13 protein-coding genes and 1 pseudogene are annotated in these 12,978 nt (G+C 66.2%); 4 read left to right on the forward strand and 10 right to left on the reverse strand.

Annotated features, from left to right (window positions below):
• Positions 1-68 precede the first annotated feature (68 nt).
• A pseudogene (gene rimP, locus ACQY5A_RS17080) lies at positions 69-593 on the reverse strand (ribosome maturation factor RimP); the annotation flags it as partial.
• 385 nt (positions 594-978) lie between these two features.
• On the opposite strand from rimP, the gene ACQY5A_RS17085 reads away from it, so the two are divergent.
• The gene (locus ACQY5A_RS17085; RefSeq protein WP_428341554.1) at positions 979-1,293 is read left to right on the forward strand and encodes a hypothetical protein; all 315 of its coding nucleotides are present in this window, start codon (positions 979-981) and stop codon (positions 1,291-1,293) included.
• Positions 1,290-1,736, forward strand: coding sequence for a ferritin-like domain-containing protein (locus ACQY5A_RS17090; protein ID WP_428341555.1), 447 nt, complete (start codon positions 1,290-1,292; stop codon positions 1,734-1,736). Before ACQY5A_RS17085 ends, ACQY5A_RS17090 begins: the two co-directional genes overlap by 4 nt.
• On the opposite strand, the gene ACQY5A_RS17095 is transcribed toward ACQY5A_RS17090, so the two are convergent.
• From ACQY5A_RS17095 to mqo, 7 genes are all read right to left on the reverse strand, one after another.
• Entirely contained in the window at positions 1,733-3,490 is a 1,758-nt protein-coding gene (locus tag ACQY5A_RS17095) for a proline--tRNA ligase (protein ID WP_428341556.1), read from the reverse strand. The two genes, ACQY5A_RS17090 and ACQY5A_RS17095, sit on opposite strands and share 4 nt — an antisense overlap.
• Positions 3,491-3,525: 35 nt before the next feature.
• Positions 3,526-3,774 (reverse strand): hypothetical protein, encoded by a 249-nt coding sequence (locus tag ACQY5A_RS17100; protein ID WP_428341557.1) that lies wholly within the window; start codon positions 3,772-3,774, stop codon positions 3,526-3,528.
• Positions 3,771-4,541 carry a COG4280 domain-containing protein gene (locus ACQY5A_RS17105; RefSeq protein WP_428341558.1) on the reverse strand — a complete coding sequence of 257 codons (771 nt, stop codon included), beginning with the start codon at positions 4,539-4,541 and terminating at the stop codon, positions 3,771-3,773. The genes ACQY5A_RS17100 and ACQY5A_RS17105 overlap by 4 nt, the downstream gene beginning before the upstream one ends.
• 166 nt (positions 4,542-4,707) lie before the next feature.
• Positions 4,708-6,225: an MFS transporter gene (locus tag ACQY5A_RS17110; RefSeq protein WP_428341559.1), complete on the reverse strand. Its 1,518-nt coding sequence runs from the start codon at positions 6,223-6,225 to the stop codon at positions 4,708-4,710.
• A 105-nt stretch (positions 6,226-6,330) separates the two neighbouring features.
• Positions 6,331-7,542 carry a uroporphyrinogen-III C-methyltransferase gene (cobA, locus tag ACQY5A_RS17115; RefSeq protein WP_428341560.1) on the reverse strand — a complete coding sequence of 404 codons (1,212 nt, stop codon included), beginning with the start codon at positions 7,540-7,542 and terminating at the stop codon, positions 6,331-6,333.
• Complete coding sequence (locus ACQY5A_RS17120; protein ID WP_428341561.1) at positions 7,539-8,012, reverse strand: GNAT family N-acetyltransferase; 474 nt, start codon at positions 8,010-8,012, stop codon at positions 7,539-7,541. The genes cobA and ACQY5A_RS17120 overlap by 4 nt, the downstream gene beginning before the upstream one ends.
• Entirely contained in the window at positions 8,009-9,502 is a 1,494-nt protein-coding gene (gene mqo, locus ACQY5A_RS17125; protein WP_428341562.1) for a malate dehydrogenase (quinone), read from the reverse strand. Before mqo ends, ACQY5A_RS17120 begins: the two co-directional genes overlap by 4 nt.
• A 98-nt stretch (positions 9,503-9,600) precedes the next feature.
• On the opposite strand from mqo, the gene ACQY5A_RS17130 reads away from it, so the two are divergent.
• Complete coding sequence (locus ACQY5A_RS17130; protein WP_428341563.1) at positions 9,601-10,611, forward strand: alpha/beta hydrolase; 1,011 nt, start codon at positions 9,601-9,603, stop codon at positions 10,609-10,611.
• A gap of 11 nt (positions 10,612-10,622) precedes the next feature.
• The gene (mtr, locus tag ACQY5A_RS17135; RefSeq protein WP_428341564.1) at positions 10,623-12,005 is read left to right on the forward strand and encodes a mycothione reductase; all 1,383 of its coding nucleotides are present in this window, start codon (positions 10,623-10,625) and stop codon (positions 12,003-12,005) included.
• A 59-nt stretch (positions 12,006-12,064) separates the two neighbouring features.
• Here mtr and ACQY5A_RS17140 read toward each other — a convergent pair whose 3' ends face one another.
• Both ACQY5A_RS17140 and ACQY5A_RS17145 read right to left on the reverse strand, forming a co-directional pair.
• The gene (locus ACQY5A_RS17140; protein WP_428341565.1) at positions 12,065-12,325 is read right to left on the reverse strand and encodes a DUF6400 family protein; all 261 of its coding nucleotides are present in this window, start codon (positions 12,323-12,325) and stop codon (positions 12,065-12,067) included.
• 209 nt (positions 12,326-12,534) lie between these two features.
• Positions 12,535-12,738 carry a zinc transporter Slc39a7 gene (locus ACQY5A_RS17145; protein WP_428341566.1) on the reverse strand — a complete coding sequence of 68 codons (204 nt, stop codon included), beginning with the start codon at positions 12,736-12,738 and terminating at the stop codon, positions 12,535-12,537.
• Between the last annotated feature and the right edge of the window lie 240 nt (positions 12,739-12,978).

Genomic DNA, 12,978 nt, shown 5'->3' on the forward strand with positions numbered 1-12,978 from the left:
CCGCGCTCGAGCACTATCGCGTGCAGGGCGGCCATATCGATGTTCATCTGCTTCTCCTCCTGCCCGTCCTCCGCGCTTCGATCGGTCCTGTCGACCCCTGCCAGTTCCAGTTCACGTGGCGAAGGCTGCGAGAACTCCACCTGGACAACAGCTTTGGTGGCATCGCTGAGCGGAATAGGCCGCACCGTCCAGTCGCGGCCGTCGCGCACCACCACATCGACCGTGCCGTCGTGGATTTCGCCGACCCGCCCGCTGAGCTGTGTCCCGTCCGTCAGCGTCAGTTCGATCTTGCGGCCCTGCGCGCGGCGGAAGTGTTTTTCGCTGGTCAATGGACGGTCGACGCCCGGCGAGCTGACCTCGAGGACGTAGCTGCCGCCGATATCGCGCCCGCCGTCCAACAGATTCGCAGCCGACTTAGATAGACGGGCGACGATGTCCAGGTCCAGGGCTGTGTCGCCGTCAGCGATCACGGTGATCCGTGGCGGCTGCGAGCGTTCGTCGATGACCACATCTTCGATTTCGTAACCGGCGCGCGCGAACTCGCCATCGAGCAGCTCGATCACCTGCGTCTGTGACGGTAGCCCGGTGGCCACGGCGAGCTCCTCATCTTGAGTTGTCCGGTCAGAGCCTCGGGGTGCCGGAAATTCGGCCATCCCGCGAGCAGCCTTCAACGATACGCCAGGAAGGCGTTGCGAGACGTGATCGCAACGGGGTCACCTGGCGTTACAGTCCGCGGCGGCGGCAATGGCAGGATGTGGCAATGCTGCGCACCGACCCCGGTTACGGCCCTGTCGTCAGTCGCCGACGGGCGTTGACGGGTGGCGTGGCGCTCGCCGTGCTCACCCTCGCGACGCCCGGGTGCAGCTCACCGCCCGCACCGCCGGCCGTCGACGAAACTCGAGGCGGAGTTGACCCTGGCGCGCCAGGACAGCGAGCTGGGCCACCGCCGCGACTCCGGGTGCGTCGCAGCCAGTCAGCATGGCGCTCACGCAGGTGGCCGCCGAGCGCCGGCAGCACGCGCAGGCTCTGGCCACCGAGATCAAGCGGGTAGCTCCGACGTCGGCGTCGTCCGCATCTCCGGCGACGACCATCCCGACCACCACCGCCTCGGCCGCCGCGGCCCCCGCGCCGCCGGTGGCCGCCGTCATCACGTCGCTGCGGGCGTCGGCGGACAGCGCCGCCAAGCTGGCGGGCACCTCGTCCGGCTATCGCGCCGGGCTGCTCGGCTCGATCGCCGCGTCGTGCACGGCGTCCTACAGCGTCGCGCTGGCAGCCGGAGCGGCTGCGTCGTGACGTCCGCTGAGCCGTCGCCGGCCGACGCCGCGCTGTGTGCCGCGCTGGCCAACGAGCATGCCGTCGTCTACGGCTACGGCATTGTGTCGGCGCGCTGCGCGCCGGAGGTGAACACGCTGGTCTCGTCCGCGCTCAATCAGCACCGCGAGCGTCGCGACCAGGTCATCTCGATGCTGGCCGGCCGCAAGGTGGCGGCGCCGGTGGCCGCTGCCGGCTATCAGCTGCCGATGCCGGTCGACACGCCTACCGGCGCCGCGCGCCTGGCCGTGCGAATGGAGACAGACACCCAGGCCGCGTGGCGCGCATTCGTCGAGCAGGCCCACAGCGGCGAGGACCGGACGTTCGGCGTGAAAGCGCTGACTCAGAGCGCGGTGCTGGCCGCCCGCTGGAAGCAGCAGCTCGGCGACTCGCCGATCACCACGGCCTTCCCCGGCGCCGACTAACCGGAGACGACTGCGGCGACATCGGTGGCCAGGCCGGCGCCGGCCGTCAGTTCACGGGTTTCACTGCTGAACCGGTTGCGCAGCTCGACTTTTCCGTCGGCCCAGCCGCGACCCACCACGACGATCCACGGCACACCGAGCAACTCGGCGTCTTTGAACTTCACCCCGGGTGACGCCGTCCGGTCGTCGAGCAGTACCTCGATGCCCAGCCGATCCAGATCGGTAGCCAATGCGGTGGCCCCGGTGCGGGCTTCGGCGTCCTTGTTGGCGATCACCAGGTGGACGTCGAACGGCGAGACCGCCGAGGGCCAGCGGAGCCCGAGCTCGTCGTGCTGCTGCTCGGCGATCACCGCCACCAGCCGCGACACCCCGACGCCGTACGAGCCCATGGTCAGCCGGACCGGCTTGCCGTTCTCGCCGAGCACATCGACGGTAAAGGCGTCGGTGTACTTGCGACCGAGCTGGAAGATGTGTCCGATCTCGATCCCGCGCGCGGAGACCAGCGTGCCGCGGCCGTCGGGCGACAGGTCGCCGTCGCGCACCTCGGCCGCCTCGATGGTTCCGTCGGCGACGAAGTCGCGACCGGCGACCAAGCCCACGACGTGCTTACCCTGCTCGTCCGCGCCGGTGATCCAGCTGGTGCCGTCCACGATCCGCGGATCCACGAGATAGCGAACACCGTTGTCCAGCAGAGCTTTCGGGCCGATGTATCCCTTGACCAGGAACGGGTGCTTGGCGAAGTCGGCGTCGTCGAGTAACGCGTATTCGACCGGGTCGAGCGCGGCGCCCAGCCGTTTGTCGTCGACCTCGCGGTCGCCGGGCACCCCGATGCCCAGTAGCTCCCAGTCGCCTCCCGGTTGACGCACCTTGAGTAGGACGTTCTTCAAGGTGTCGGCGGCGGTGACGGCGCGACCCAGATCGGCGCCGTTGGCCCACTGGACCAGAGTCGCGATGGTCGGGGTGTCACCAGTGTCGTGGACCACCGCGTCGGGTTGTCCGGCGATGACTTCAGCGGGCAGGCTTTCCGGGCGCGCGGTGATGACAGCTTCGACGTTGGCGGCATAGCCGGATTCCGGGCACCGCACGAAGGTGTCCTCGCCGATCCTGCTCTCGGCCAGGAACTCCTCCGAGGCCGAGCCGCCCATCGCACCCGACACCGCCGACACGATCACATAGTCGATGTCCAGCCGACCGAAGATGCGTTGGTAGGCCTCCCGGTGGGCGTGGTAGGCGTTTTTGAGGCCGCTGTCGTCGACGTCGAAGGAGTAAGAGTCCTTCATGACGAACTCGCGGCCACGCAGGATGCCGGCGCGCGGACGTGCCTCGTCGCGGTACTTGGTCTGAATTTGGTACAGCGTCAGCGGAAAGTCCTTGTAGGAGCTGTACTCCCCCTTGACCGTCAACGCGAAGAGTTCTTCGTGGGTGGGTCCGAGCATGTAGTCGTTGCCCCGACGATCCTTGAGCCGGAACACGCCGTCGCCGTATTCGGTCCACCGGTTCGTGGTCTCGTACGGGGCGCGCGGCAGCAGGGCCGGGAACAGGATCTCCTGGCCGCCGATGGCGTTCATCTCTTCGCGCACGACTTGTTCGATCTTGCGCAGCACCCGCAGACCCAGCGGCAACCAGCTGTACAGCCCCGGCGCGATCGGTCGCACATATCCGGCGCGAACCAGCAGCTGGTGGCTGGCTACTTCGGCGTCGGCGGGCGCGTCGCGCAGCGTGCGCAAGAACAGCTCGGACATCCGGGTGATCACAGCGCGCTAGCCTAATGGGCGAAGCGGGTCGCCGCTCAGCGGTTGTCGGCCGTCGCCGCAGCGGTGGTCTGGTGATCGGTGACGGTGCGACGGGCTACGCGCCACAGGCTGAGCGGAAGCACCACCGCCACGGCGGCTGGCAGCACCCACCACACAGGCATCGCGGTGGTACTCAGGCCATAGGTGAACCCGAGCGCCGCGATCACCCCGACCGCGATTCTCCAGTCGTCACCGACCACGAAGTCGTACCAGAAACCGATGAATGCCGAAGTGCGGCGCTTCACGCCGGGACCTGCACACTGCCCAGCGACCGCGCAATTAGCTGTGCCGCGATGCGACGCAACACGGCGACGAGCACCAAGGCGAAGCCCGTCACGACGGGCACCAGGACCAACAGGGCGGCGTCTGCGCCCGGCCATTGAGCGCCAGCACCTTCTGCGCCCCAGAACACGCCGAACGAGGTCAACATGACTCCGACGCCAAACTTCATAGTGTTTTCCGGAACGCGGCCCAGCGGTGCCCGGACCGCGACCCCGGCCATGGTGACGCCCAGCAAGGCAGTCACCGCCGCGGCTGCAGCAAGCGGGATGTTGTGTTGGTTCGCCCCAAAGGTCACCACGATGAACGCGACCTCAAGGCCCTCGAGCACAACACCTTTGAATGACAACGTGAATGCGTACCAATCAATGACGACTGGGCTTCGGCCTGCCGGCGCGGCCATGGCCGCCGCAAGTTCGGTGGCGTAGATGGCATCCTCGTCATGCAACGCCTTGAGCCCGCAGGCACGCAGGACGGCCTTGCGCAGCCACTGCAAGCCGAAGATGACCAGCAGCCCGCCGACAACCAGCCGCAGGGCGCTCAATGGCAGCACGGTCAGCGCCGGTCCGACAACCGCCACAACGACTGCCAACAGCACAATGCCGGACACCACGCCGCTGATTGCGGAGCGCCAGTCGCGGCTGGTGCCGGCGGCCAGCACGATGGTCAATGCCTCGACCGCCTCGACAACACAGGCCAGGAACACCGCAAGAAACAACGCTCCGCTGCTCATCACCCGATGCCCTCAATCGCAATGATCGGCCGTACGCGCACAGGGTGCCAGCAGTAGGTGAATTCAACTGTGATTCCGCTTGAATTTTAGACGACATTCGGACTGCGGCGCGGCACATAGGCCTCCATCAACGAGCCCCTGGCTGCGAGCCGGGTGAAGTGACGAGTCAGAGCTCGCCGGCGTCGATGGCGTCCTTGACTTCCTGCGCGTGCGCCACCTGCTCCGCGGTGTAGCCGATCAGCAGCGACACCCCGCCGACAATGACAGCCACGCCGGCCACCCACAGCAATCCATAGGTGTAGCCCTGGTCGAGGGCATGCAGCTGAAACGGGGTCATGTTCTTCACCGGGCCGTTGGTACCGCCCAGGTACAGCGTGCGCGACGTGATGACGGCCTGGATGACGGCGAGAACGACTGGGCCACCGAGGTTCTGCAGCATCAGCACGATCGCCGATGTCGGCCCGATCTGGTCGAAACCGACACCCGCAATCGCCGCCAGCGCGACCGGGACAACGATCATCCCGATCCCGATACCCGCGATCACGACGGGCACGACGAGGTTCGGGAAATACGGCATCGCGCCGTTGAAGGTCGACCCGTACACCATCGCGCCGACCACCAGCGCTCCGCCGGCGATGACCACGACCCGCGGCTGGAAGCGGGACACCAGCTGCGACGAACCGGCCAGGCCGATGCCCATCGCGATCGCGAACGGGATGAAGCCGACACCGGCACGTAGGGCGCTGTAGCCCATGATGTCCTGCACGTAGAGAGCGACCAGCACGGTCACGGTGAACAGGACGCCACCGGCCATGAAGATCGCCACGAAGGTAGCCAGCCGGTTGCGGTCGAAGAACAAGTTAAGGGGAACGACGGGGTTTTCGGCGGTGCGCTCCGCGAGCGCGAACCCAACGAAGGCACCGAGCGCCACCACGGCCGAACCAAGCGTGGTGAATGAGACCCAGCCCGCCTCCGGCCCCGAGGAAAAGGCGAACACCGCGGCGGTGCAGCCGAGCGTGGCCAGCACCGCGCCGGCCGCGTCGAGCTTCATCCGCTCGCGGTTGGTCTCCCGCAGCGCGGTGCGGGCCAGGTAGATCATCACCAGCCCGATCGGCACGTTCACCAAAAACGCCAGCCGCCAGGACACCTCGGTGAGCGCCCCGCCGACAACCAGGCCCATCACGGACCCGACTCCGGTCATCGCGCCGAACACCGCGATCGCGGCGTTGCGCGCCGGTCCCTTGGCGAATGTGGTGGCGACCAGAGCGAAGCCGGTCGGCGAGGCGATAGCAGCGCCCACACCCTGCAGCAGACGGGCGATCACCAACGTGACGTCGTCCCAGGCGATGCCGCACAGGGCGGAGGCGATGGTGAACAGGGTGACGCCGACGATGAAGGTCCGCTTGCGGCCGATGGTGTCGCCGAGGCGGCCACCCAGCAGCATCAAACCGCCGAAGGTCAGCACGTACGCGGTGATCACCCAGCTACGGCCGGCGTCAGACAGGCTCAGCTCGTTCTGGATTTTAGGAAGGGCAACAATGGCGATGGTGCCGTCCATGGTCGCCATCAGCTGCATACCGGCGATCGCGATCACCGCGGTGAAGAATCGCCGTGTCGGCATCCACGGTGTCGACGTCTTGTTCGACGTGGACTCGGCGGTCTTTTCTGGGTGCGTTTCGGGCATGTGAACTGCTCGCTTCGAGGGTTCAGTTGTCCATCTTTGGACAGCCCGCTCTGCATCGTTGAGAGCCGTCATAAGAACTTACCCTACAGTAATCTTAGGGATCTTTTAAATGCCGAAGGCCGCCACAGACCCGATTACAACGATCGCGGGAGGTCGAATGCCCTCCGAACGGATCTTCTCCGGCGCGTCCGCCAGCGTAGCCCGCAACGTGTGTTCGGCAGCCGTCGTACCCTGCTGAACCACCACAACTGGCGTATCCGCAGGTCGGCCGCCCTTTAGCAGGACCGCGGCGAAGAGTTCGATGCGCTCGACCGCCATCAGCAAAACAATGGTCCCGGTCATGGCTGCTAACGCATCCCAATTCACTAACGATTCGGGATGGTCCGGCGCCAAGTGCCCGCTGACCACCACAAACTCGTGGTTGATCGCGCGATGAGTGACCGGCACACCCGCCGATGCGGGCACCGCTATGGCACTGGTCACACCCGGCACAACAGTCACGGGGATGCCAGCCTCGACGCAGGCCAGCACTTCCTCATAGCCGCGCGCGAACACGAACGGGTCGCCGCCCTTGAGGCGCACCACGAAGTGACCGGCCCGGGCCCGTTCGATCATCACCGCATTGATGGCGTCCTGGGCCATCGCTCGGCCGTAGGGAATCTTGGCGGCGTCGATCACCTCGACGTTCGGTGCCAGTTCGGCGAGCAGTTCCGGTGGCGCCAGCCGGTCGGCGACGACGACGTCGGCCTGGGCGAGTAGTCGCCGGCCACGGACGGTGATCAGCTCGGGATCGCCCGGGCCGCCGCCGATCAACGCCACACCGCCGCGGACCACGTCGTCGCTTTCGAAGCTCTCCGGAGAGATCACGCCCTGCTGCAGGGCCTCGCGGATCGCCGACCGGATGCCCGCCGAGCGGCGGTGCTCACCGCCGGCCAGGACTCCCACCGACAGCCCGGCGTACTCGAACGACGCGGGGGTGACCGCGCTGCCGTCGATCGCGATGTCGGCGCGGACGCAGAAGATCCGATTGCGGTCGGCCTCGGCGACGATCGCCTCGTTCACCTGAGCGTCGTCGGTGGCCGCAATCGCGTACCAGGCGCCGGTCAGGTCGCCGTCCTGGTAATCGCGCAGCGACAAAGTGATTCCGGTCATCGCCTCGACCGAGCGAGTGGCGCTGCGGCTGATCACATGCACGTCTGCGCCGCTGGCTACCAGAAGCGGAAGACGACGCTGGGCGACGCTGCCTCCGCCGACCATGACGACCCGTTTGCCGGCCAACCTCAGCCCGACCAAATACGGACTCTCCGGTGTCGTCACGAGTGCGCAGCCGTCGGGTGAAACCCGGGCCTCAGCATGGGCACGTGCGGGACGCCGTCGTCGAGGAAATTGTCGCCGTCTCGGACGAATCCATGCTGGACATACATGTCCGCTAGATATACCTGAGCGTTGATCCGGCATGGGTAATCGCCGACCTCCGCCAGCGCCGCACGCAGGAGTCGGGTGGTGTGGCCCTCGCCGCGGGCGCTGCGTTTGGTGCACAGCCGACCGAGCCTGAACACTTTGCGGCCACCCGCGTGTTCTTCCATCAGCCGAAGTGTGCAGATCACCTCCCCGTCGGGAGCTTCGAGCCAGAAGTGCCGCGTCTCGGCGAGCAGGTCGCGGCCGTCGAGTTCGGGATAAGCGCAAGCCTGCTCGACGACAAACACCTCTACCCGCAGCGTGAGTAGCGCGTAGAGAGTAGGCACATCGAGGTCTTTCGCCCACGTCCGGCGCAGCGCCACGTTCATGATTCCAACTCCAACGCTTTGGTGGTCCATGTCCGCAGCTCCTCGTAGAGCTCCGGCTCGGTCGACAAGGTGACGCCCAGCGACGGAACCATCTCCGTGAGGGTCGGCAGCCATGCCCGGTAACGGTCGGGGAAGCAGCGGTGCAGCACGTCGAGCATCGCCGTCACCGCGGTCGAGGCACCCGGCGATGCGCCAAGCAGTCCGGCGATGCTGCCGTCCGCCGCGGTGAGCACCGTGGTGTCGAACTCCAGCCGGCCCCCTCGGCGTACATCGCGTCGCATCACCTGGACCCGCTGGCCGGAGGTCGTCAGGCTCCAATCAGAATCGACTGCGCTGGGCGCAAATTCACGCAACGCCGCGACTCGGGTGGGCTTCGACAACCGCAGCTGACTGATCAGGTAGCTGACGAGTTCCCGCTGACCGAGGCCTGCCCCGATCACAGTCGGAAGATTGCCGATCCTGACTGACCGCGGCAGATCGCTGAGATGCCCGTGCTTGAGGAACTTCGGCGACCAGCCAGCGAACGGACCGAACATCAGCCACGGCTTGCCGTTGACGATCCGGGTGTCCAGGTGGGCCGCCGTGATCCCCGGCGCGCCTGGCGCCGGCAGCCCGTAGACCTTGGCCCGGTGCCTACTGGTCACCGCCGGATTGGCACAGCGAAGGAATCGTCCGCCGACCGGGAAGCCACCAAAACCCTTGGCTTCCTTGATGCCTGACTTCTGCAGCAAGGGCAATGCCTGTCCCCCGGCGCCGACGAAGACGAACGCGGCGTTCAGCTTGTGCCGTTCACCGCTGCGGCGGTTGCGGATGCTCAACGTCCATCTGCCGTCGCGCTGTCGGGTCAGGTTTTTGACCTCGTGGCCGAACAACGCGGTGGTGCCGTTGCGCACCCCGTAACCGATGAGCTGACGGGACAGCGCGCCGAAGTCGACGTCGGTCCCATCGATTGCCCACGTGAGCGCGATCGGTTCGGAGAACTCACGCTTGGCAGCCATGTAGGGCAGCCGGCGGGCGAATTCGTCGGCGCCCTCGACCCATTCGTTGCGGGCGAACAGCAGGTTATCGGCCAGCGCTTGGCGACGGCGGCGCAGATAGTCGACGCGCTCGGCGCCCTGCACGAAGCTGACGTGCGGAACGGGATTCAGGAAGCCACGGACATCGGAGACCATGCCGTTGTCGGCCGCGTAGGCCCAGAATTGGCGAGTGACCTGAAACTGCTCGTTCACCCGTACCGCTTTGGTGATGTCGATCGAACCGTCGGGCAACTGCGGGGTGTAGAAAAGCTCGCACAACCCCGCGTGGCCCGTCCCGGCGTTGTTCCACGGGTCGCTGCTCTCGGCCGCGGCGCCGTCCAGCCGCTCGATCACGGTGATCGACGAACTCGGCTCCAGCCGGCGCAACAGTGCCGACAGCGTGGCGCTCATGATGCCGGTTCCGACCAGCACGGCGTCGACCTTGGAGGTTGTACCTGCCTGGGGGTCTGACACCGAGTTGTTCGTCCTTTGCTATCGAGCGCTGTATCGATCGCCAGGTTATCCCGGCTAGATCGGAGTTGCCGTTCTGTAAGGTTTGTAAGCTGAAGCGCGTGACTGGCTGGCAGCCCGACGTTCTGCCCGGCTACTGGCAACTCACCATCCCGCTCGGCGACGATCCCGACGGCGAAGGCCGCATCGACGCGACGCTGTTGCGTCGTGGTGATGCGGAGCCGGCCACCGATGTTGTCCTTGCAGTGCACGGGTACACCGACTACTTCTTCCACACCTCGCTGGCCGATCACTTCGCCGACCGCCGCTTCGCGTTCTACGCGCTCGACTTGCGCAAGTGCGGCCGGTCGTCGCGCAGCGGTCTGACGCCGCACTTCACTACCGATCTGGCCCATTACGACCGCGAACTCAATCGCGCACTCGAGATCATCGGCGAGCAAACAGGGTCGGCACGGGTGCTGGTGTATGGGCATTCGGCCGGTGGACTGATCGTCTCGCTCTGGTTGGACCGCATGCGGCGACGAGGCATGGCCGGCCGCACAGCGGTGACGGGGCTGGTTCTCAACAGTCCGTTCCTGGACATCCCCGGGCCGATTCCGCTGCGGTGGCCGCCTACCAGGGCGCTGCTCGCCGCCATCGCCCGCGCCGGTAACAAGAGGGTCGCGCGCGCCCCGAGCGAGACCGGTGGCGGCTACGGCGCCAGTCTGCATCGCGACTATCACGGCGAGTTCGACTACGACCTGCAGTGGAAACCGTTGGGCGGCTTCCCGATTACCTTCGGCTGGCTCTCCGCCGTGCGAGCCGGTCAGACCAAGCTGCACCGCGGCCTCGACGTCGGGGTGCCCAATCTGATCCTGCGCTCCGATCACAGCGTGATCGAGGCCTCGGATGCTGCCGCCCTGCAGTGCGGCGATGCCGTCCTCGACGTCAAACACATCGCGCGCTGGGCCGGATGCATCGGTGACCACACCACGATCGTGCCGGTGACCGACGCCAAACACGATGTTTTCCTGTCGATGCCGCAGCCGCGGCGGGTTGCTTACCAGCAGCTGGACACTTGGCTGGACGACTACCTGAGTGCCGCCGCCGGCGTCGCGTCGCACAACGGCTGAAAGGCTACGGCATGGAAAGCTATGACCTGGCGATCATCGGAACCGGTTCCGGCAACAGCATTCTCAGCGACAGCTACGCCAACAAGAAGGTCGTGATCTGCGAGCAGGGGACGTTCGGCGGCACCTGCCTCAACGTCGGATGCATTCCGACCAAGATGTTCGTCTACGCCGCTGAGGTCGCCGGAACAATCCGCGCCGCATCGCGTTACGGCATCGATGCACACATCGACAGGGTGCGATGGGACGACATCGTCTCGCGGGTGTTCGGCCGCATCGACCCGATCGCGGTCGGCGGCGAAGACTTTCGACGTGCGCAACCCAACGTCGACGTGTACGACACCCACACCCGCTTTGCCGCTGTCCGGGACGACGGACGCTATCTGCTGCACACCGAGGACGGCAAAGAGTTCAGCGCCGATCAAGTCGTGATCGCCGCGGGTGCGCGGGCCGAGGTGCCGCCGGCCATCCTGGACTGCGAGGTGCGCTATTACACCAGCGACGACATCATGCGGATCTCGGAGCTGCCGAAGCACATGGTCATCGTCGGCGGCGGCTTCGTGGCCTGCGAATTCGCGCATATCTTCTCCGCGCTCGGAGTCCGGATCACGATGGTGATCCGCGGCGGCTCACTGCTGCGGCATCTCGACGACACCTTGTCCGGGCGCTTCACCCGCATCGCATCGAGCAAGTGGGAAGTGCGCAGCCACCGCAACATTCTCGGCTCGCGCGAGACCCGCTCCGGCATCGCACTCGACCTCGACGACGGCTCAGAGTTGCGGGCCGACGTCGTGCTGGTGGCCACCGGCCGGCGCTCCAACGGCGACCGACTGGACGCCGAGAAGGCCGGAATCGACCTCGACGATCGCCGCGTCGTCGTCGACAAATACCAACGGACCAGCGCGCGTAACGTTTTCGCGCTCGGAGACGTGTCATCGCCGTATGAACTCAAGCACGTCGCCAACCACGAAGCGCGCGTCGTGCAGCGCAACCTGCTCCGCGACTGGGACGACACGGAATCGATGGTCGCCACCGATCACCGCTACGTTCCCGCCGCGGTCTTCACCGATCCGCAGATCGCCTACGTGGGCCTGACCGAGAACGAAGCCGTCGCACAGGGTTTCGATGTCTCCTGCAAAGTTCAGGATTACGCGGACGTCGCCTACGGCTGGGCCACCGAAGACACCGTGGGCATCGTGAAGCTCATCTCGGATGCCGCGAGCGGCCGACTACTGGGCGCGCACATCATGGGCCACCAAGCGTCGTCGCTCATCCAGCCACTCATCCAGGCGATGACATTCGGTCTCAGCGTGCACGACATGGCGCGCGGTCAATATTGGATCCACCCGGCGCTGCCCGAAGTCGTCGAGAACGCACTGTTGGGACTGTCGGACTGACGTCGGTGCCCGTTCCGGCCGGATTACGCGGCGGCGGTTGACCCCGATCAGCAGTGGGATCAATCGGGAACACGGCCGGCCACCCGATCCGGAAGCACTCCGGCGGCCACCAGGTCGTCGTAGATACGTTGCTGACCGTGGTCAAGATTGGAGTACAGCATCGCGTACGCGCGATCCTCCTGGGCAAGCACTTCCACCGGATCCCAATCGTCTCCAATGGCCGCGAGGACGGCGGCCCGGCGGCGCGCCTCGTCGAGGGTTAACTCGTATGCGAACGCCAGATCAGCCGTAGCAGCCGCGTGATGGTCTCCTGCCGACACGTCAACCAGGGTCTGTGGTGGCGCTCGCTATCGGCAATGGCCCTCGTCACATTCAGCGTTTGAGGTTGATCACAGTCTCCAAAGTCAATCGGGGGCCTTGCGCTCTAGCGATCGCTTCCGCTCACGCTGCCAGTTCGTGGTTCGCGGCCGGAGTAGACAGCGAGCGACTCGTCGACCGCGGCATACGGTCGCCCGTTCTCCGGCGCCGCCTAATGGGGGTGGTCGTGCTCTTGCCCTAGTTCGGCTTGGTGCACGTGCGAATGCGTGTGTTCAGTTCCGTCGGCATGGGCGTGGGCGTGATCGTGCTCGACATGCTCGTGCTCGTGGGTGGTGTGCGGGTGCGCGTGAGTAACTTCGTCGTGGTGGTGTTCGTGGCTGTGCGGCTCGTCGTGACCGTGTTGATCTTGTTTCACTGTCGTCTCCTTGCGGTGTGAGATCCCCGGCCTCATCTATTGTGCTCTCCGCGATGCACCCCGGGAACAAGCCAACCCGCCCCGGTGGATTGAGCACGGTCGGCGTTTTCGCCGGCGAAGGTGGTTCGTGGCTGTTGCTGATGGGCCAGGGCCCACCGCGACCAGCTAGTAACCTGCGCAAAACCCTCGGCGCCGCGGTCTCGTAGAGACGCCGTCACCCTCGGCCACGATCTCGCCGAC

Source organism: Mycobacterium sp. (genome assembly GCF_965277065.1).
GTDB lineage: Bacteria > Actinomycetota > Actinomycetes > Mycobacteriales > Mycobacteriaceae > Mycobacterium.

What these genes read in the sequence shown, in the direction of transcription:
- ACQY5A_RS17085 (WP_428341554.1), top strand. Translation starts at nt 979, where the DNA reads ATGGCGCTCACGCAGGTGGCCGCCGAGCGCCGGCAGCACGCGCAGGCT.
- ACQY5A_RS17105 (WP_428341558.1), bottom strand. Translation starts at nt 4,541, where the DNA reads ATGAGCAGCGGAGCGTTGTTTCTTGCGGTGTTCCTGGCCTGTGTTGTC.
- ACQY5A_RS17110 (WP_428341559.1), bottom strand. Translation starts at nt 6,225, where the DNA reads ATGCCCGAAACGCACCCAGAAAAGACCGCCGAGTCCACGTCGAACAAG.
- ACQY5A_RS17120 (WP_428341561.1), bottom strand. Translation starts at nt 8,012, where the DNA reads ATGAACGTGGCGCTGCGCCGGACGTGGGCGAAAGACCTCGATGTGCCT.
- mtr (WP_428341564.1), top strand. Translation starts at nt 10,623, where the DNA reads ATGGAAAGCTATGACCTGGCGATCATCGGAACCGGTTCCGGCAACAGC.